At 72.7% G+C, this 17,442-nt stretch carries 19 protein-coding genes and 1 riboswitch; of the genes, 10 read left to right on the top strand and 9 right to left on the bottom strand.

Annotated features, from left to right (window positions below; translation table 11 throughout):
- The first annotated feature begins 124 nt into the window (after window positions 1-124).
- Window positions 125-1,972 (top strand): DNA helicase RecQ, encoded by a 1,848-nt coding sequence (recQ, locus tag LZ495_RS33085; protein ID WP_235056744.1) that lies wholly within the window; start codon window positions 125-127, stop codon window positions 1,970-1,972.
- A gap of 30 nt (window positions 1,973-2,002) precedes the next feature.
- Here the strand turns inward: recQ and LZ495_RS33080 are convergent, their stop codons facing one another.
- Entirely contained in the window at window positions 2,003-2,968 is a 966-nt protein-coding gene (locus LZ495_RS33080) for an ArsR/SmtB family transcription factor (protein WP_235056743.1), read from the bottom strand.
- Between the two features lie 54 nt (window positions 2,969-3,022).
- Here LZ495_RS33080 and LZ495_RS33075 point away from each other — a divergent pair, with 54 nt between their 5' ends.
- Window positions 3,023-4,507 (top strand): MFS transporter, encoded by a 1,485-nt coding sequence (locus LZ495_RS33075; protein ID WP_235056742.1) that lies wholly within the window; start codon window positions 3,023-3,025, stop codon window positions 4,505-4,507.
- Here LZ495_RS33075 and LZ495_RS33070 read toward each other — a convergent pair.
- Window positions 4,482-4,994 (bottom strand): DUF2000 family protein, encoded by a 513-nt coding sequence (locus tag LZ495_RS33070; protein WP_372498676.1) that lies wholly within the window; start codon window positions 4,992-4,994, stop codon window positions 4,482-4,484. The two genes, LZ495_RS33075 and LZ495_RS33070, sit on opposite strands and share 26 nt — an antisense overlap.
- On the opposite strand from LZ495_RS33070, the gene LZ495_RS33065 reads away from it, so the two are divergent.
- A complete protein-coding gene (locus LZ495_RS33065; RefSeq protein WP_235056740.1) occupies window positions 4,963-5,796 on the top strand; it encodes a helix-turn-helix transcriptional regulator in 834 nt (277 codons plus the stop codon). The two genes, LZ495_RS33070 and LZ495_RS33065, sit on opposite strands and share 32 nt — an antisense overlap.
- Before the next feature lie 65 nt (window positions 5,797-5,861).
- Here LZ495_RS33065 and LZ495_RS33060 read toward each other — a convergent pair whose 3' ends face one another.
- Window positions 5,862-6,830, bottom strand: coding sequence for a C40 family peptidase (locus LZ495_RS33060; protein WP_235056739.1), 969 nt, complete (start codon window positions 6,828-6,830; stop codon window positions 5,862-5,864).
- Window positions 6,831-6,835: 5 nt separating this feature from the next.
- A riboswitch (cyclic di-AMP (ydaO/yuaA leader) is annotated at window positions 6,836-6,990 on the bottom strand.
- 417 nt (window positions 6,991-7,407) lie between these two features.
- Here LZ495_RS33060 and LZ495_RS33055 point away from each other — a divergent pair.
- Window positions 7,408-8,007: a hypothetical protein gene (locus LZ495_RS33055; RefSeq protein WP_235056738.1), complete on the top strand. Its 600-nt coding sequence runs from the start codon at window positions 7,408-7,410 to the stop codon at window positions 8,005-8,007.
- Between the two features lie 72 nt (window positions 8,008-8,079).
- The gene (locus LZ495_RS33050; protein ID WP_235056737.1) at window positions 8,080-9,120 is read left to right on the top strand and encodes an aldo/keto reductase; all 1,041 of its coding nucleotides are present in this window, start codon (window positions 8,080-8,082) and stop codon (window positions 9,118-9,120) included.
- Between the two features lie 76 nt (window positions 9,121-9,196).
- Here the strand turns inward: LZ495_RS33050 and LZ495_RS33045 are convergent, their stop codons facing one another.
- Window positions 9,197-10,774: a phytoene desaturase family protein gene (locus LZ495_RS33045; protein ID WP_235056736.1), complete on the bottom strand. Its 1,578-nt coding sequence runs from the start codon at window positions 10,772-10,774 to the stop codon at window positions 9,197-9,199.
- Between the two features lie 131 nt (window positions 10,775-10,905).
- Window positions 10,906-11,640, bottom strand: coding sequence for a 2OG-Fe(II) oxygenase (locus LZ495_RS33040; RefSeq protein WP_235056809.1), 735 nt, complete (start codon window positions 11,638-11,640; stop codon window positions 10,906-10,908).
- 133 nt (window positions 11,641-11,773) lie between these two features.
- Here LZ495_RS33040 and LZ495_RS33035 point away from each other — a divergent pair, with 133 nt between their 5' ends.
- From LZ495_RS33035 to LZ495_RS33020, 4 genes are all read left to right on the top strand, one after another.
- Window positions 11,774-12,241, top strand: coding sequence for an SRPBCC family protein (locus tag LZ495_RS33035; protein WP_235056735.1), 468 nt, complete (start codon window positions 11,774-11,776; stop codon window positions 12,239-12,241).
- Between the two features lie 18 nt (window positions 12,242-12,259).
- Window positions 12,260-12,583 (top strand): hypothetical protein, encoded by a 324-nt coding sequence (locus LZ495_RS33030; RefSeq protein ID WP_235056734.1) that lies wholly within the window; start codon window positions 12,260-12,262, stop codon window positions 12,581-12,583.
- 90 nt (window positions 12,584-12,673) lie between these two features.
- Window positions 12,674-13,600: an LLM class F420-dependent oxidoreductase gene (locus LZ495_RS33025; RefSeq protein ID WP_235056733.1), complete on the top strand. Its 927-nt coding sequence runs from the start codon at window positions 12,674-12,676 to the stop codon at window positions 13,598-13,600.
- Between the two features lie 286 nt (window positions 13,601-13,886).
- On the top strand, window positions 13,887-14,117 hold the full coding sequence (locus tag LZ495_RS33020; RefSeq protein WP_235056732.1) for a hypothetical protein: 231 nt from the start codon (window positions 13,887-13,889) through the stop codon (window positions 14,115-14,117).
- Between the two features lie 48 nt (window positions 14,118-14,165).
- Here the strand turns inward: LZ495_RS33020 and LZ495_RS33015 are convergent, their stop codons facing one another.
- The 3 genes from LZ495_RS33015 to LZ495_RS33005 form a co-directional block, all read right to left on the bottom strand.
- Window positions 14,166-14,543 carry a hypothetical protein gene (locus tag LZ495_RS33015; protein WP_235056731.1) on the bottom strand — a complete coding sequence of 126 codons (378 nt, stop codon included), beginning with the start codon at window positions 14,541-14,543 and terminating at the stop codon, window positions 14,166-14,168.
- Window positions 14,544-14,853: 310 nt separating this feature from the next.
- On the bottom strand, window positions 14,854-15,348 hold the full coding sequence (locus LZ495_RS33010; RefSeq protein ID WP_235056730.1) for a GNAT family N-acetyltransferase: 495 nt from the start codon (window positions 15,346-15,348) through the stop codon (window positions 14,854-14,856).
- Between the two features lie 88 nt (window positions 15,349-15,436).
- The gene (locus LZ495_RS33005; RefSeq protein WP_235056729.1) at window positions 15,437-16,138 is read right to left on the bottom strand and encodes a TetR/AcrR family transcriptional regulator; all 702 of its coding nucleotides are present in this window, start codon (window positions 16,136-16,138) and stop codon (window positions 15,437-15,439) included.
- 293 nt (window positions 16,139-16,431) lie between these two features.
- Between LZ495_RS33005 and LZ495_RS33000 the strand changes: the two genes are divergently transcribed.
- The gene (locus tag LZ495_RS33000) at window positions 16,432-16,872 is read left to right on the top strand and encodes a nitroreductase family deazaflavin-dependent oxidoreductase (RefSeq protein WP_235056808.1); all 441 of its coding nucleotides are present in this window, start codon (window positions 16,432-16,434) and stop codon (window positions 16,870-16,872) included.
- Between the two features lie 15 nt (window positions 16,873-16,887).
- Here the strand turns inward: LZ495_RS33000 and LZ495_RS32995 are convergent, their stop codons facing one another.
- Window positions 16,888-17,424, bottom strand: a complete 537-nt coding sequence (locus LZ495_RS32995) for a GNAT family N-acetyltransferase (protein WP_235056728.1) — start codon at window positions 17,422-17,424, stop codon at window positions 16,888-16,890.
- Window positions 17,425-17,442 lie beyond the last annotated feature (18 nt).

Raw genomic sequence — 17,442 nt, 5'->3', positions numbered from 1 at the left:
TGCAGGTACGTGCAGGTACGTGGGGTGCGGGCACACGCGAGGCGCGCACCTACTTAGGTAAGCCTAACTAACCGCCTGTGGACGTTTGCGTCACCCCCGCACCAGGACTCCCTAGACTGTCCGGATGAGTACGCCAGCCCCGGTCGGCAGCCCGGACGCCGCACATGAAGTCCTGCAACGCGTCTTCGGCTACGACTCATTCCGCGGCGACCAACAGGAGATCATCTCCCACGTCGTGGCCGGCGGCGACGCGCTCGTCCTGATGCCGACCGGCGGCGGCAAGTCGCTCTGCTACCAGATCCCCGCGCTCGTGCGCGACGGCGTCGGCGTGGTCATCTCGCCGCTGATCGCGCTCATGCAGGACCAGGTCGACACCCTCAACGCGCTCGGCGTACGCGCCGGGTTCCTCAACTCCACGCAGATGCCGCACGAGCGGCAGGAGGTCGAGAAGGCCTTCCTGTCGGGCGAGTTGGACCTGCTCTACCTCGCCCCCGAGCGGCTGCGCGTGGAAGCGACCGTCCGGCTGCTCGACCGCGGGAAGATCTCCCTCTTCGCGATCGACGAGGCGCACTGCGTGGCGCAGTGGGGCCACGACTTCCGCCCCGACTACCTCGCGCTGTCCGAACTCCACGAGCGCTGGCCGGACATCCCGCGCGTCGCCCTGACCGCGACCGCCACCCCGGCCACCCACGACGAGATCGCGGGCCGCCTCAACCTGGTCGACGCGAAGCATTTCGTGGCGAGCTTCGACCGGCCGAACATCCAGTACCGCATCGAGGGCAAGCAGGACCCCAAGAAGCAGCTGCTCCGCCTGCTCCGCGAGGAGCACCCCGACGACGCGGGCATCGTGTACTGCCTGTCGCGCGCCTCGGTGGAGAAGACCGCCGAGTTCCTGGTGCAGAGCGGCATCACCGCACTCCCGTACCACGCGGGCCTGGACGCCCGGACCCGCGCCGAGAACCAGTCCCGGTTCCTGCGCGAGGACGGCGTGGTGATGGTCGCGACCATCGCGTTCGGCATGGGCATCGACAAGCCGGACGTGCGCTTCGTGGCGCACCTGGACCTGCCCAAGTCGGTCGAGGGCTACTACCAGGAGACCGGGCGCGCGGGCCGCGACGGCCTGCCGTCCACCGCGTGGCTGGCGTACGGCCTGCAGGACGTCGTGCAGCAGCGCAAGATGATCGACGGCTCGGAGGGCGACCAGGCGCACCGCCGCCGGCTGTCCGCGCATGTCGACGCGATGCTCGCGCTGTGCGAGACGGTCGAGTGCCGCCGCGTGCAACTGCTCGCGTACTTCGGCGAGAAGGGCGCGCCCTGCGGCAACTGCGACACCTGCCTGGCGCCGCCCGCGTCGTGGGACGGCACGATCGCCGCGCAGAAGCTGCTGTCCACGGTGTTCCGGCTGGCCAAGGAGCGCCGCCAGAAGTTCGGCGCCGGGCAGGTCATCGACATCCTGCGCGGCAAGAAGACCGCCAACGTCATCAAGTTCGACCACGACACGCTCAGCGTCTTCGGGGTCGGCGCCGATCTGGACGACAACGCCTGGCGCGGCGTGGTCCGCCAGCTCCTCGCGCAGGGCCTCCTTGCGGTCGAGGGCGAGTACGGCACGCTGGCGCTGACCGAGGCGAGCGGCGAGGTGCTCGGGCAGCGGCGCGAGGTCATGCTGCGCCGCGAACCGGAGCGCACCCGGGCGAAGTCGTCCGGCGGATCGGGCTCGTCGGGCAAGGCCAAGGCGGCGCCCGCGGACCTGCCCGAGGCGGCCGTGCCGGTCTTCGAGCGGCTGCGCGCGTGGCGGTCGGCGACCGCGAAGGAGCAGGGCGTCCCGGCGTACGTCATCTTCCACGACGCCACGCTGCGCGAGATCGCCACGGCCGGGCCCGCCACGCTGGAGGCGCTGGCCGGGATCAGCGGGGTCGGCGAGAACAAGCTGGCCAAATACGGGCAGCAGATCCTCGACGCGCTGGCGGAGTAGGACGGCGGCCTGCCGCAGCCCGGGCCGGGGTCACGGCTGCTCCGCGAGCAGCGCCTCGGCGATCCTGGTCCGCGCGTACAGCACGGTCCGGCCGGTGCGGTGCGCGCTGACCAGGCGGGCGTCGCGCAAGGCGGTGAGGTGCTGCGAGACGCCGCCCGGGGTGAGCCCGGTGCGGCGGGCCAGATCGGTCGTCGAGGCGGGTGCCGCGAGTTCGCCGAGCAGCAGGGCGCGGCTGCGCCCCAGGACCGCGGCCAGCGCCGCGGAGGGTGCGGACGCCGTCGGCGTCCACAGGCTCGCGATGCCGCGCGGCGGGTAGCGCACGGTCGGCTGCCACGGGCCGCCGATCAGCGAGAAGACGCGCGGCCAGACGAAGACCGACGGGTTGAGCAGCAGTCCGCGGCCGTCCAGGCGGCGGACTCCGCGGCAGAAGCGCATCGCCAGGCGCAGCGTGCCGTCGTCCCAGCTGATGCCGGGGTCCAGGTCGTCGAAGAGCCGGTAGGCGCCGCCGTCCGCGAGGCGCCGGGCGCGGTAGAGGATGTCGCCTTCGAGCAGCGTGAGGATGCGCGGCCAGTAGGGCGCGAGGGCGATTTCCCAGTACGCCGTGACGGCGTCGGCGAGTTCGCCGAGGGCCCGGTCCGGGTCGGCGCGCAGCGCGTCGATGCGCGCGGGCGGGATGCCGTCGGAGCCGTCGATGCGCTCCGGCGGGGTGGCCCGCAAGGCGGCGAGTTCGACGTCGAGCGAGGGCTGCGACAGGGTGGGCGGCGCGCCGAGGAAGGCGGGCAGCGTCAGGGTCGGCACCGGGACGAGGTCGAAGAGCGGGGCCAGGTCGGCCCCGGCGGCGGCCAGGCGCGGGCGGACCTCGTCGGCCCATGGGCGGTGCATGCCCTCGGCGTCGCTGCCCTTCAACACGCGGATGCTCGCGACGACTTCCCATAAGGGAGACAGCGCGAAGCGGGTCCGGGCGACGTCCTCGACGGTGAACTCGATCCCCAGCATTCAGCCGAGACTAAATCATTCGACGCGCCGAGGGGTGCCGGGCAGGGTACGGGGATGCTCCAGCCCTCCGCCGGGACGCGTCCCGGCGCCCCCGAACCCGGTCCCCGTCCCGATCCCCGGCCCGCCGCCGCTGTTGATGCGGCCGGCTCCTCGCCGTGGCGGGTACGCGACTTCCGCACATTGTTCGCCGCGAGCGCGTTCAGTCTGGCCGGTGCGAACATCGCCGCCGTCGCCGTACCGCTCATCGCGGTGCTCGCGCTGGACGCGGGACCAGGCCAGGTCGGTGCCTTGGCAGCGTTGGACACCGCCGCGTTCCTGCTCATCGGCCTGCCGGCCGGGGCATGGGTGGACCGGCTGCCGCACCGCGGGGTGCTGATCGCGGCCGACGTGGTGCGCGCGGCGCTGTTCGCCTCGGTGCCGATCGCGTGGTGGTGCGGGGTCCTGACGCTGTGGCAGCTGTTCGCGGTCGTGCTGCTCAGCGGCGCGGCGACGGTGTTCTTCAACATCGCCGCGCAATCGGTACTGCCGTCGGTGGTCGGCCGCGCCGGCCTGGTGCAGGCCAATACGGCCCTGGTGACGCTGCAGGCGGCAGGCAGCATCGGCGGCCGCGGCGCGGGCGGCGGCGTCGTCCAGCTCTTCGGCGCCCCGGCGGCGGCGCTCTGCACGGTGGCCGGATACCTGGGCTCCGCCTGGCAGTTGGCGCGCATGCGGTACGGCCGCGCGGCCGATCCGACTGCGGGCGGCCCGGCGCCGGACTCCCCCGCGCAGGGCTCCACTGTGCAGGACTCCCCCGCAACCGGCGGCTCCGCGGCAGATGCGCCCGCCGTGAAGCCGGCCCGCCCGCGGCTCCGCACCGACGTCGCCGAGGGCATGCGCCACGTCTTCGGCAGCCCCGAACTGCGGGCGCTGGTCCTCACCGCGATGCTGACGAACTTCGGCGCGCAGTTCGCCAACACCATGATGCCGCTCGTGTTCACCGACGAACTCGGGCTTTCCGCAGGCGCTTTGGGGCTCTATCTGGCGGTCGGCGGGGCCGGGGTGCTGGCCGGCGCCCGCGCGGCGCGGCCGGTCGCCCGGCGGCTCGGGTTCGGCCGCACGATACGGCTGGCCGGCCTGGTCCTGGCGCCCGCCGCGCTGCTGATCCCGCTGGTCGGCACGGGTCCCGCGATGGCGGCAGCCGTCCTGGGGTGGTTCCTGACCACCGCGCGGATGGGCGTCGACAACGTCCTGGGCGTGAGCCTGCGGCAGGCGCGTACCCCGGACGCCCTGCTCGGCCGGATGAACGCGACGTTCCACTTCGTCCTGACCGGCGCGGTCGCGGTGGGTGCCGCGGTCTCCGGCGCGGTCGGCGAACTCGCCTCGCCCCGGGCGGCGTTGTGGGCCGGGGCGGTGTTCATGGCAGTGGCGTTCGTCCCGGTGTTCCGGTCGCCGATCCGGCACCTCACCGCACTCCCCGCCGCCCCGTCCGCGACCTCGTCCCCGGCCCCGGCCGCCGCCCCGGCTTCCGACCGCGTCAGGGATGCATCCGAGCGCCCTTGAGCGCCTTGTCGACGGAGTTGCGCGGGCCGTGCACCGCGATGCCGACCAGATCGAGGCCGGCCCGCGGCACGGCCCGCACCGCCGCCCGGTTGTCGGCGTCGTTGCCGGTGGCGAACAGCTCGGAGGTGAAGACGGCCATGCCCAGACCGCGGTCCACCGCCCGGGCGTGCGCCGCGGTGAGCAGGTCCTTGCCGCCTTCGAACACCAGCACCGGCTGGCCGAACATCGGGAGGTACTCGGTGCCGTCGGCGTCCTCGTAGGGTTCGCCGATCAGCTCGCCGCAGGCCGCGGCGATGCCGCTGACCAGGAATGCGGTGGCGTTGAGGCGCTGCCAGGCGGGCAGGTCGTCGCGCAGCAGGACGGCGATCTTGGTGGCGGGCCGGGGTGTCTCGTCGTTCTTCGTCACCCGGCCACCTTCCCCGCCGGCCGGCGGGCGCGTCTTGTACGTTCTTGACGTGGCCGGACCTGCGGTGCCCCGGGCGGACATCTCCGCGTGGCGCCCCGACGTGCCCGGGATCAGCGAGGTCTTCCACGCGCACTTCACCGAGCACGTCTATCCGAAGCACACGCACGACACCTGGACGCTGCTGATCGTCGACGACGGCGCGGTGCGGTACGGGCTGGACCGGCACGAGCACGGCGCGCTGCCGTCCACGGTCTCGGTGCTGCCGCCTCAGGTCCCGCACGACGGCCGGACCGTGCATCCGGAGGGCTTCCGCAAGCGCGTGCTGTATCTGGACGCGCCGATGCTGGACGGCCGGCTGATCGGCCGCGCGGTCGACGATCCGACGCTGGCGGACCCGCTGCTGGGCGAGCGGATCGGCCAACTGCACGCGGTGCTCGAAGTGCCGGACCATCCGCTCGAGGCGGCGAGCCGGCTGGCGCTGATCCGCGAGCGGCTGGTGCACCACCTGGACCGCCCCGAGGCCGCCGAGCCGGTCCGCCGGGACGCCCGGCTCGCACATCAGCTGCGCGAGTTGCTGGACGCCCGGATGCCGCAGGGCGTCACGCTGGAGGAGGCGTCCGCGCTGCTGCATGCGCATCCCGCCCACCTGGTGCGGTCGTTCACGCGCGAGCACGGCCTGCCGCCGCACCGCTATCTGACCGGGCGGCGGGTCGAACTGGCCCGGGGGCTGCTGCTGGACGGCCGCCGGCCGGCCGAGGTCGCGGGGCTGGCCGGGTTCTTCGACCAGTCGCACCTGAACCGGCACTTCCGCAAGATGCTGGGCATCAGCCCGGCAGCGTACGCCGGACGCGGAAAACCCGCACGGGGCGGCCGACGCGGCTGAGAACGCGTCCACCGCCCCGTACGGAGCTGCTGCAGGTGCTGCGGAGAGGTTCGGGGCGCGGCAGGTCAGCCGACGCGGACCGCACCGGCGATCGGCATGGAGTCGACCGCGACGATCTTGACCACGCTGCGCGAGTTCGGCGCGTGGATGATCTTGCCGTCGCCGATGTACATGCCGACGTGGCTGATGCCCGAGTAGTAGAAGACCAGGTCGCCGGGCTTCAGGCTGGACGTCGACACGCGGGTGCCGGCGTTGATCTGGTCGGTGGTGACGCGGGGCAGCGAGACCCCGGCGGCCTTCCACGCGGCCTGCATGAGGCCCGAGCAGTCGAACGCGTTCGGGCCGGCCGCGCCGTACTGGTACGGCTTGCCCAGCTGGGCGCGGGCGTAGGCGATCGCGGTGGCGGCCTTGCCGGACGCGGCGGCCGGGGCGGGCTGCTGCGCGGTGTCCGCGGTCGAGGCCTTCGGCGCGGTCTGCTTGACCGGGGCGCTCTTCGGCGCCGGGGCCTTCGCGGCGACGGCACTGCTCTTGGCGACGTCGGTCTTGAGCTGCGCGGGCTTCTCGGCGGTGCTCTTGGCCGGGGCCTTGGGGGCCGGGGCGGCCTTGGGGGCGTCCACGGTGAGCTTCGCGGCCGGCGCCTTGGGCGCGGCGGGCTTCTCGGCCTTGGGCTGGGCGGCCGGGGCGACGCCCGCGAGCTTGAGGACCTGGCCGACGTAGATCCAGTCCGGACCCTGGGTCAGCAGTGCGCGGTTGGCCTCGTACAGCGCGGGCCAGCCGCCGGCGATGTCCTTCGCCGCGGCGATCTCGGACAGGGTGTCGCCGGAGACGACGGTGTAGTCGGCGGAGGCCGCGGCGGTCGGCGCGGCCGCGGCGCCGGCGGCGTCGACGGTGTAGTCGGGGGCCGAAGAGACGGCGGCGGCCTGGAAGGTCGCGGGGACCGGCGTGGCCTGCGCGGCGGTGGCGGGGATGGCGGCACCCAGGCCGGCTATGCCGGCCGCGGCCACCAGGCAGCGGAAGCTGTTGGCAGACAGCATGAAGTCGTTCCTCTCCTGCCGCCTGCGAGGTGAGCTGTCGGATTCGGACCGGAGCGGCCCGGCCGCGTGCAACGCGGCTTCACCCCAAGCCGGACCCGGTGACCCGGGTACGGCGTATCACTTGGTTCCCCCGCTCCCGTCCGGAAGGCAGTGCATGCGCCACGACCGGGGACGGGATTCGGCGTACCGGTCGGCGGGTTTCACCTGGCTGGCGAAACCGGGGGAACGCTAGACAGGTCGCACAGCGGTCCACAACTCGCAACCGGATGGTCGGCACACCTAAAAGCCGCGTGAAGGCGGGCCCGGCCGCGGAAGGGCGCCGCGACCCGCCGGGGTGACATGCGGTGATGCCGCAGAGTGAGTGTGACGGACCAGTTACCCAAATTGGTGGGATTTGACGTCGACCACACAGAAGAGCAAATCCGCACACATCATGGATTGTCCCAATTCGCTCCTTCACCCGCGTGGCGTACTCCCGGCTGCCCGATTCCCTGCCCACAATTAGCTTCTAATCAGAACAAATCGGATGCTGCGGCATGACGGCCGGGCATGCGGTCCCGCCACGCTGGGAGGTCCGGTGTCCGAAGCGATCCGTCGCGGCCCGAAGAGCGCGAACGGCGTGAGCGGCCCGAACGGCCTGAACGGTGATTCCGGCGAGGCCGGCAGAGGCGCCGAAGCAGGCAGAGTCCCCGCGCCGGTCACCTCCGTATTCGGCGCGCTGACGGACGCGATGCGGCCCCGCCGGACACCCGAGCCCGTCCCCGCGGCCGACCCGGCGCAGGCGTCCTCTCTTGATGCAGCCGAGGCCCCCGCTGCCGCCGAGGGTCTCGGTGCTGCGGCTCCCTTTGACCCGGCCGGTCGCATCTTCCGGGCTGCCACGCTCGCGGCCGCGTGGATCCTTGCCCTGCTCGGCATGTTCCTGCTCTGGCAGGGGCTGCCCGGCGGCAAGGGCGGGTCGCCGCTGTGGGCGGTCCTCGGCCTCTTCGCCTCGCTGCTGGGCGCCGGCGCGGCCGTGACGCTCTGCCTTCCGGTCGTGCACCAGTCCGCACCGGACCGGTCCGGGCGGCTGTGGGCGGCGGCCGGCCTGATCACCGCGTTCACCGGCACGCTGGGCGCGGTCCTCGTCCTGGTCGCGGACCAGGTCGCGCGCGTGTGGACCGGACTCGGCCTGGACTGACGGGAATCCCCTTGCACCCGGGCGCGTTCCGGGGGCAGGCAATGCCTGCCGTGATCACAGGGGGAACCACACATGCAGTACCGACTGCTGGGCAAAACCGGCCTGCGGGTATCCGAACTCGTCCTGGGCGCCATGACGTTCGGCGAGCAGGGCGGCGTCGGATGCCCGCCCAAGGAGGCCCGGCGCATCATCGACACCTACGTCGAAGCGGGCGGCAACACCATCGACACCGCGATCAACTACCGCGGCGGCGAGAGCGAGCACATCGTCGGCGAGGCGGTCGAGGGCCGCCGCGACAGCCTCGTCCTGTCCACCAAGTACACCGTGTCGCGCGGCGGGGCCGACCCCAATGCGGGCGGCAACCAGCGCAAGAACCTGCGGCTGTCGCTGGAGACCAGCCTGCGGCGGCTGCGGACCGACTACATCGACGTGTACTGGGTGCACATCTGGGACGCCAACACGCCGGTCGAGGAGACCCTGCGGGCCCTCGACGACGCGGTCCGGGCCGGCAAGGTGCTGCACGTCGGCATCTCGGACACGCCCGCCTGGGTGGTCTCGCACATGCATACCCTCGCGCTGCTGCGCGGCTGGACCCCGGTGTCCGCGATCCAGGTCCCGTACAGCGTGGTGAACCGCGACATCGAACGCGAACTCCTGCCGTTCGCCGAGGCCTTCGGCCTGTCGGTGACGGCCTGGGGGCCGCTGCAGAGCGGTCTGCTGTCCGGCAAGTACACGCGTCCGGGCGGCCCCGGGGAGGGGGTTTCGACGCGTCTCGCCGCGGACGGCATCAGCGCCGAGGACCACGCCGCCGCCCAGGCCGTCCAGGACGTCGCCGACGAGCTGGGCGCCACGCCGTCCCAGGTCGCGATCGCCTGGACCATGGCCAAGTCCCCCGCGGTACTGCCCATCATCGGCGCCCGGAACGTCGAGCAGCTCACCGACAACCTCGGCGCGGCCGGCCTCGCGCTGCCCGCCGAGGCAGTGGCCCGGCTGGACGCGGTCAGCGGCTTCCGGCCCGGGTTCCCGACCGAGTTCATCGACGGCACGATGCGCTGGGTGCTGGGCGACGCGTCCCCGCAGGTGGTGGACCGGCCTCGGCCGCTGTCCTTCTGAACATGCCGCCGCCCGGCCCGGCGCAGTCCCGCTGCGCCCGGCCCGGCGCAGTCCCGCTGCGCCGGGCCGGGCGCGGTCAGCGCTCGGCTCCGTGCAGGACGGCCATGGCCGCGTTGTGGCCGGGGATCCCGCTGACCCCGCCGCCGCGCCGGGCACCCGCACCGCACAGCAGGATGCGCTCGTGCCCGGTGCCGACGCCCCAGGTCCCCGCCTCCGCATCGTCCTCGGCGTACGGCCAGGACAGGTCGCGGTGGAAGATGTGCCCGGCCGGCAGCCCGAGTTCGCGCTCCAGGTCGAACGGGGTGCGGGCCTCGACGCAGAGCCGGCCGTCCCGGTCGCGGAGCAGGCAGTCCTCGATCGGCTCGGCCAGCACGCTGTCGAGCGAGTCGAGCGCGGCGCGCAGCGCCTTCGCCCGGAACGCGTCCTGGGCGGCGCGGTCCGGCGCTCCGCCGTCCGGGCCGGCGAACAACCGTGCGGGCATGTGGAGTCCGAACAGGGTGAGGGTGTGCACGCCGGCCGCCTGCTCGCCGGGGCCGAGGATGCTCGGGTCGGTCAGCGTGTGGCAGTACACCTCGCCGGGCGGCAGGGCCGGCAGGTGCCCGGCGGCGGCCTCGGCGTAGGCGTCGGCCAGTTGCCCGTATCCCTCGTTGATGTGGAACGTCCCGGCGAACGCCTCGCGCGGGTCGGTACGCGCGTCGCGCAGGCGCGGCAGCCGGGACAGCACCATGTTGACCTTGAGCTGCGCGCCTTCCGGGTCCGGCGCGGCGGACCCGGTGCCGAGCAGCCGGTCCAGGGTGCGCGGTGCGACGGCGGCCAGGATCCGGCGGCCCGCGACCCGGAACTCCTCGCCGCCCGCGCGGTAGTGGACCTCGCCGTCCGGGCTGAGCGCGGTCGCCTCGGCACCGGTGCGCAGCTCGGCGCCCGCCGCGCGGGCCGCGTCCGCGAGCGCCCCGGAGACCGCGCCCATGCCGCCGACCGGGACGTCCCAGTCGCCGGTGCCGCCGCCGATGACGTGGTAGAGGAAGCAGCGGTTCTGGCGCAGTTCCGGGTCGTCCATCGGGGCGAACGTGCCGATCAGCGCATCGGTGGCCACCACGCCGCGCACGGTGTCGTCGGCGAACACGGACTCGACGGCCGCGGACAGCGGGTTGCGGAATACCGCGTTCCACGTCCACTCGTCGTCGACCAGCTCGCGGAACTGCGCCCGGGACCGCAGCGGTTCGGTCATCGAGGGGAACGCCCGGGCGGCGAGCCGGCCGGTCGCGGCACCGAACCGCTCCCAAGCGTCGGCTTCGCGGCGTCCGGCGAACCGGGTCAGTTCGGCCCGGGTGCGGGCCGGGTCCGCGGCGTCGACCAGGAACCCGCCCTCGCCCAACGGCGTGTACGAGCCGATCCGCCGGCGGCGCAGCTCGATGGGCAGGCCGAGGTCCTCGACGATCTTCCGGGGGAAGAGGCTGACCAGGTACGAGTAGCGGGACAACCGCACGTCCACGCCGGTGAACGGCCTGCTGGACACCGTCGCGCCGCCGACCGCGGGACCGCGTTCGAGCACGAGGACGGAGCGTCCGGCGCGGGCCAGATACGCCGCCGCGACCAGCCCGTTGTGGCCGCCGCCGACCACCACCACGTCGTACGGCCCGCCCGACCCGACCATGCGCAACCTCCCGGAGACCGCCCTGTGCCCGTCGAGCCGATGCTAAGCCGTGCCCGGGGCTGCACCGCGGCGCGCGGCCGGTGGGTCTCTCTGAGACGTACGGAACTTCTGCACACCGTGAGCGCTCCCGCTCACAGCGCGTCGTGGAAGACGATCCCCAACGCGTGCCGCCGGCCCGCCCGCACGGTGCTCACGCCGTGCCGTACCGGCGCCGCGGACCACCCGCGCGCCGACCGGACCGGGCGGTCCCGTGTGGTGAACACCAAGCCATGACCCTGCGGAAGCGTGACCGACGTCCCCCGCGACTGCGCCCGGGGGCGCTGCTCCACGAGCATGAACTCGCCGCCCTCGTAGTCCGTCCCGGCCTGATCGAGCCCGATCACCACCTGCAGCGGGAACACCAGGTCGCCGTAGAGGTCCCGGTGCAGCGCGTTCCAGTCGCCCGGGCCGTAGCGCAGCAGCAGCGGCGTGGGCCGCACCTGCCCGGCGTCGTGGCACTGCCCAAGCCACTCGTCCAACGTGTCGGGCCAGGGCGCGGGGCGCCGCAGCCGCGCGGCCCACTCACGCGCGATCGGCAGCAACCGCGGGTACAGCGCGGCCCGCAGCCCGGCCACGACCTCCGGCAGCGGGTACGAGAAGTACCGGTACTCCCCTGCTCCGAACCGGTGCCGGGCCATATCGACCGTGCTCCGGAACAACCCGGGCCGGTCGTAGAACCCCGCGATCTCCCGGCAGGCCTCCGCGTCCAGCAGCCTCGGCGTGAGCGCCGCGCCCTGAGCATCCAGCTCCCGCCCGACGGCTGCCCAATCCGCCGCGTCCACCCCGCGGCCTTCACCGCCGTCCGTCGCGTGCACGGCAAGAGTCATCTGCTGCGTCCCGTCCATGCCCCCACCCTCGCCCAGCCGCCCGCCGGGCACCGGCGGAAATCGGACCAAGCACCGCACACCACCCGCGCCGTGTCGCCGCGCGCATCGTTTGCGCGTCTGATGGCATGAAGGCATGACCGAATCCCAGGTATTCGTCGAGCGCCGGGTCGCAGCCTCCCCCGACCGCGTCTGGCAGGTGCTGACCGACCTCGCCGGCGCCGCCGACACCCTCAGCGGCGTCTCCACGGTCGAGGTCCTCACTCCGGAACCCTTCGGGGTCGGCACCCGCTGGCGCGAGACCCGCAAGATGTTCGGCAAGGAAGCATCCGAGGAAATGCGCATCACCGCATGCGAGCCGCCCCACCGGTACGTCGCCAACGCCGACTCGCACGGCATGCACTACGTCACCGAGTTCACCGTGGTTCCGGACACGGAAGGCACGTCCGTCCTCCGCATGACCTTCGGCGCGACTCCCGCAGGCGCCAAGCCCGGCGTCTTCCACAAACTCTTCGCCAAGCTGGGCGCCAAGGCGGTCGCGAAGACCATGCGCCAAGACCTGGCCGACATCGCCGCCAAAGCCGAACGCCCCACCGCCACCTGACCCACCCCCTACGGCAGCATGTCCCCCTGCCCCGGATCCGAGCCTGGGACCGTCCGCCTCTTCTACGCGGTCGAGACCGAAGACGGCAGCCCCTGGCGCCTGCCTCCGGAATTCCTGGCCTCCCTCGGCAGCCTGCGCCCTGACATGCCGCCCCGCTACCGCAGCGACCTCCCCGAAGGCACCCGCGTCCGCCTCCGCACCGACCCGGCCGACCCCACCGAGTCCCACGGCGAAGTCACCGGAATCTGGTGCACCACTCCCTTCGAGCCCCCGAAGGGCTACATCGTCCGCATCGGCGAATACGTCCACTGCGCGACGCCGGACGAGATCGACCTCCTCTGATCCCCTGCGGCGCCGCAGCAGACGCGGAAGCCCGGTCCGGGTGGGAATGGCGGACGGTCGGGCGGCCGCGGCGGTGGCTAGATTGTTCGAATGGATCTTCGTGTCTTCACCGAACCACAGCAGGGCGCCAGTTACGACACGCTTCTCACCGTCGCGAAGGCGACGGAGGAGCTGGGCTATGACGCGTTCTTCCGTTCCGACCACTACCTGCGGATGGGCGACGGCGATCCGCTGCCCGGGCCCACCGATGCGTGGATCACGCTGGCGGGCCTGGCGCGCGAGACGAAGCGGATCCGGCTCGGGACGCTCATGACGGCGGCGACGTTCCGGCTGCCCGGGGTGCTGGCCATCCAGGTCGCGCAGGTGGACGCGATGTCCGGTGGGCGCGTGGAACTGGGCCTGGGCGCAGGCTGGTTCGAGGAGGAGCACACGGCGTACGGGATTCCGTTCCCGGCGGACAAGTTCGACCGGCTCGAAGAGCAGCTGGCGATCGTGACGGGGCTGTGGGAGACGCCCGAGGGCAAGACGTTCGACTTCGCGGGCAAGCACTACACGCTGGCCGACTCCCCGGCGCTGCCCAAGCCGGTGCAGCAGCCGCGGCCGCCGGTGCTGATCGGCGGCCACGGCCGCAAGCGCACCCCGCGGCTGGCAGCGCGCTACGCGGACGAGTTCAACGTGCCGTTCTCGTCGCCCGAGGTGACCACCCGGCTGATCGACGGCGTCCGCACCGCGATGGATGTCGAAGGCCGCGCGCACGACACGATGACGTTCTCGAACGTCCTGGTGGCGTGCGTCGGGCGGGACGAGGCCGAGATCAACCGCCGCGCGGCGGCGATCGGCCGCGAGCCGGGCGAACTGCGCGAGAACGGCCTGGCCGGCACCCCCGCCGAGGTCGTCGACAAGATCGGCCGCTACGCCGAGGTCGGCTCGACCCGCATCTACCTGCAGATCCTGGACCTCTCGGACCTGGACCACCTGGAACTGGTAGCCGCAGAGGTCATGCGCCAGTTGGGCTGACGCCTTCTTTGGCGGGGTCCGCCCACACCCGCGGACCCCGCCGAGAGCGTATGGCGGCTCGCTTCGTACGGCCGCGCGGTGAACTGCCCTCATCTCGGGCGGCGTCCGGGCATCCGGCCGCCGCAATCCGGAGCGCGGGCCAGTCGCGTACCGCTGTTCGGCACGTCCTGCCGACGAGACTGCGCTGTACTGGACCGCACGCGTCGAAGCATCGTCCGCGACAGTCTCCGGAGCATGCCGAACGACGCGACGTCGGCGGCAACCGCGGTGATCGGGGGAAGTTGCGATGGTCTTCAGGTACCGCGGCGAGGCGTACGACTTCAGTCGGGCGGATGTGGAGGCCCGGATGCGCGGCATCGCCCCGGACCGCATCACGACGTACTTTATGGTGATCGGCGGGTACCACTACCCCGTCAAGCAAGTAGCCCGCACGTGCATGGGCGTGTACGACCAGCAAAGCCGCGACTCCCGCCGCTTCCTGATCAGCGCCGGCTTCACCATCCACCGCTTGGACTGAAACCTGTCCGGCGAATCACGGCCGGGCCGGAAGATCGCGGCGATGTGCCTACGTCGCCAGGGCGGCCAAGGCTGCGAGGTCGTCCGGGGCGAGGTCCGCCGCGGCGCACAGTGCCGTGTCGTCGAGGAGCCGGCGCACCCATTCCGCGTCCGCAGCAAACGCCGCGCGGCAGGCGGCCTCGTCGCGCTTCTGCTGCTCGGGCGAAGGCCAGGGAATGGCACTTTCGTTGGCGCGGCGTCCGCGTCCAACACCCCCCGCAGCAGCACCGGCACGTGCGGATGACAGCCAATGCAGGTCCGCCCACGCGACGTCCTCGCAGCCCGCCAGTGACGGATGCTCCGCTGACGACGAGTCCACTAGGTGCGGGAACTCCGCCATGAACGCCGCGACCGCGGCGGCGTGGTACTCCGCGCCAAGTGTGCACATGCGCCATGCCCCGTCCCGCCGCGGACCGCCCACAGCGCGTGCGGCCCAGGCTATGGCAGTGCCGGTGCGGACGCGCGGCCCAGGCAAGGCCCCCCTGATACGCGCAGGCCACGGCAGGTGGACGCACAGTCTGGCCGTATCGCAGAGCACGGACGCCGGAGGGGCAGCGGACTGAACCGCTATCCGTCGCGGTCGCGAAGAGGACGTCCCCGGCCTGACAGTTGACGCCCTGGCTGCGCGAATGACGCCCCCAGGGCCGTCCGACAGTGGTGCACGGAGTGAGCCGGGGGCGCCGGTTTGTGCCTGTGGGTCAGGGCAGGGACTTCTCGAAGCCGAGGGGGGCGAAGGGCGGGTTCTCGGGGTCGAAGAGTGGCGTGTACGCGGTTGTCAGGTACAGGCCGACGGCCTCGGGCTGGCGGGGGCCCGTGGTCAGGTAGATGCGGGCGTAGCCGCGGGCTGCGGCGGCGTGTTCGAGTTCGACGAGGACCTTGCGGGCCAGGCCGCGGCGCCGGTGGTCCGGGTGGGTCCAGATGCGCTTGAACTCGGCGGTCTTGTCGTCGTAGCGGCGGAACGCGCCGCCCGCGACGGCCTCGCCGTTCTCGAAGAGCATGACGAAGGCGCCGTCCGGCGGGTCGAATTCGCCGTCCGGGATGCTGCTCATCTCGCCGGCCGCGAGTTCGCCGTAGCGGGCCATGTAGTCCTCGCCCAGCGAGCGCAGCAGCGGCTCGGCGGCGGGGTCGGCTATCGGCAGGTGGCGTACCTCGAAGCCGCCGGCCGAGGGCGGGGTCTGCTGGCTCACGGTCATGCTCTTGGCGCTCCCGGGGCGTCGTGCGGGCGTTGCGGTGCCGGTGCGGGACGGCCGGTCCCGGCGGTGGGGCCTGCGTATCCCGAGGTCACGCGGCGGGCGGGAGCCCGACGAAGTCGGACATCCGCGCGACCGCTGCCTCGAAGAATGCGTCGGCCGGCTCCAGTGTTCCCGCGAAGGTGCCGAACAGTTCGAAGCTGATCATGCCGGACAGTTGTGACCACGCGATCACCGCCCGGACGGTGACGGCCGCGGGCAGCGATACGCCGGTGGCCTCGGTGATCGCCGCGGCCTGGGCGGCGAGCCCGGCGGGGAGTTCGTCGGCCGGGCCGGCCAGGAGGCCGAGGGCGTCGGCATCGCGCAGGGTGCCCAGGAGGGCGATCGGCACGCGGCTGGCCGGGGCGACGGTGTCCTCGGGGGCCTCGTAGCCGGGTACGGGAGTGCCGTAGACGAGGGCGAACTCGTGGGGGTTGGCGCGGGCCCACGCGCGGATCGCGGTGCACTGGGCGTGCCAGCGGGCCTGCGGGCGGTCCGCGGGGAGCGCGGCGGCGGCCTGCTCGGCGGCGCCGCCGATGCCGTCGTACGCGTCGATGATCAGCTGGGTCAGCAGGTCGTCGCGGCTCGGGAAATAGCGGTAGAGCGCGGACGAGACCATGCCCAGCTCGCGGGCCACGGCCCGGAGCGACAGGCGCTGGGCGCCTTCGACGGCAAGCTGCCGGCGGGCGGTCTCCTTGATCTCCCGGGTCAGCTCGACCCGGGCCCGGTCACGGGCGGTGCGGCTCGCGTTCATAGGGGAATTCTGACAGAGAAGTGAGCGGCGCACAAAAACGAGAGCAGTGCTCTTGCGTGAGAGCGAGGCGATGGTGCAAGCTGATCTCAGACGAGAGCGGTGCTCTCGAAAAGGAGCGGGGCTCACGCAGCCCCTGAAAAAACCGGGAGACGACCATGACTGCGCACGCCGACGCCACACTCACCGCCGAGTCCGCCGAGTCCGCTGCGATCGCCGCAGCAGCTGCGACTACCGCCCCCGCCCCCGCGCCCGCCCCCGCCGCGGACCGCGGTGCCGAGACGACGGAGAACCCCATGCGCTACATCGAGCCCGGCCGTCCCACCCTGGTCTTCAACACGACGATCGCCTGGCTCACGCGCCGCGGTCTCAGCATGTGGGGCAGCCGCGTCCTGGCGGTCCGCGGCCGCAAGTCCGGCGAGTGGCGGACCACCCCGGTCAACCTGCTGACGCACGAGGGTGCGGAGTACCTGGTGGCGCCGCGCGGCATCACCCAGTGGGTGCGGAACCTGCGGGCCGCCGACGGCGGCGAACTGCGGGTCGGCAAGCGTGCGCAGGCGTTCACGTACACCGAGATCGCGGACGCCGACAAGGCGGACATCCTGCGCGCGTACCTGAAGCGCTGGAAGTGGGAGGTCGGCGTCTTCTTCGACGGCGTGGACGCGTCGTCGAGCGACGAGGACCTGCTGCGCATCGCCCCGGGCTACCCGGTGTTCCGGATCGAGACCCGGGGCTGATGCGGCAGGAGCCGGCTACTCGCCGGACGCAGGCTGCCGCGGCTGGAGTTCCAGCTGGTACAGCACCGTGTCGACCCAGCGCTCGTGCTTGTAGCCGACCGCGGTCAGGCGGCCGGCCTCCACGAAGCCGAACGACTTGTGCAGGCGCGTCGAGGTGTTCTCGTCGCCGCCGTCCGCGATGACCGCGAGCACGCGGCGGATCCCGGCGTCGGCGCACAGCGGCAGCAGCGTCCCGAGCAGTGCGCGTCCGAGGCCCTTCCCGGCGTGGTCGGGCGCGAGGTAGATGGTGTCCTCCGCGGTGTGCCGGTAGGCCGGCTTGGGCCGCCAGGGGGCGGCGTACGCGAAGCCCGCGACCGCCCAGTCCACCTCCGCGACGAGGAACGGCAGCCGGCGCGCGTGCAGGTCGTAGGCCTTGGCCCGCCAATCCTCCGCGGTGGGCGGTACTTCGTCGAAGGTCGCGACGCTTTCGTGGACGTAGTGCGCGTAGATGGCGGCGACCGATTCGAGGTCGGCGGGCTGGGCCGGCCGGATGCGGACGGACTCGGCGGACATGGGAAAGCTCCTTACGTT

It is taken from the genome of Yinghuangia soli (assembly GCF_021502675.1).
GTDB classification, from domain to species: domain Bacteria; phylum Actinomycetota; class Actinomycetes; order Streptomycetales; family Streptomycetaceae; genus Yinghuangia; species Yinghuangia soli.
Note: the sequence above shows the minus strand (reverse complement) of the source record. Positions and strands in the feature narration are given on the sequence as shown.

What these genes read in the sequence shown, in the direction of transcription:
- recQ (WP_235056744.1), top strand. Translation starts at nt 125, where the DNA reads ATGAGTACGCCAGCCCCGGTCGGCAGCCCGGACGCCGCACATGAAGTC.
- LZ495_RS33080 (WP_235056743.1), bottom strand. Translation starts at nt 2,968, where the DNA reads ATGCTGGGGATCGAGTTCACCGTCGAGGACGTCGCCCGGACCCGCTTC.
- LZ495_RS33075 (WP_235056742.1), top strand. Translation starts at nt 3,023, where the DNA reads ATGCTCCAGCCCTCCGCCGGGACGCGTCCCGGCGCCCCCGAACCCGGT.
- LZ495_RS33070 (WP_372498676.1), bottom strand. Translation starts at nt 4,994, where the DNA reads ATGTCCGCCCGGGGCACCGCAGGTCCGGCCACGTCAAGAACGTACAAG.
- LZ495_RS33060 (WP_235056739.1), bottom strand. Translation starts at nt 6,830, where the DNA reads ATGCTGTCTGCCAACAGCTTCCGCTGCCTGGTGGCCGCGGCCGGCATA.
- LZ495_RS33050 (WP_235056737.1), top strand. Translation starts at nt 8,080, where the DNA reads ATGCAGTACCGACTGCTGGGCAAAACCGGCCTGCGGGTATCCGAACTC.
- LZ495_RS33045 (WP_235056736.1), bottom strand. Translation starts at nt 10,774, where the DNA reads ATGGTCGGGTCGGGCGGGCCGTACGACGTGGTGGTGGTCGGCGGCGGC.
- LZ495_RS33040 (WP_235056809.1), bottom strand. Translation starts at nt 11,640, where the DNA reads ATGACTCTTGCCGTGCACGCGACGGACGGCGGTGAAGGCCGCGGGGTG.
- LZ495_RS33035 (WP_235056735.1), top strand. Translation starts at nt 11,774, where the DNA reads ATGACCGAATCCCAGGTATTCGTCGAGCGCCGGGTCGCAGCCTCCCCC.
- LZ495_RS33030 (WP_235056734.1), top strand. Translation starts at nt 12,260, where the DNA reads ATGTCCCCCTGCCCCGGATCCGAGCCTGGGACCGTCCGCCTCTTCTAC.
- LZ495_RS33025 (WP_235056733.1), top strand. Translation starts at nt 12,674, where the DNA reads ATGGATCTTCGTGTCTTCACCGAACCACAGCAGGGCGCCAGTTACGAC.
- LZ495_RS33020 (WP_235056732.1), top strand. Translation starts at nt 13,887, where the DNA reads ATGGTCTTCAGGTACCGCGGCGAGGCGTACGACTTCAGTCGGGCGGAT.
- LZ495_RS33015 (WP_235056731.1), bottom strand. Translation starts at nt 14,543, where the DNA reads ATGTGCACACTTGGCGCGGAGTACCACGCCGCCGCGGTCGCGGCGTTC.
- LZ495_RS33010 (WP_235056730.1), bottom strand. Translation starts at nt 15,348, where the DNA reads ATGACCGTGAGCCAGCAGACCCCGCCCTCGGCCGGCGGCTTCGAGGTA.
- LZ495_RS33005 (WP_235056729.1), bottom strand. Translation starts at nt 16,138, where the DNA reads ATGAACGCGAGCCGCACCGCCCGTGACCGGGCCCGGGTCGAGCTGACC.
- LZ495_RS33000 (WP_235056808.1), top strand. Translation starts at nt 16,432, where the DNA reads ATGCGCTACATCGAGCCCGGCCGTCCCACCCTGGTCTTCAACACGACG.
- LZ495_RS32995 (WP_235056728.1), bottom strand. Translation starts at nt 17,424, where the DNA reads ATGTCCGCCGAGTCCGTCCGCATCCGGCCGGCCCAGCCCGCCGACCTC.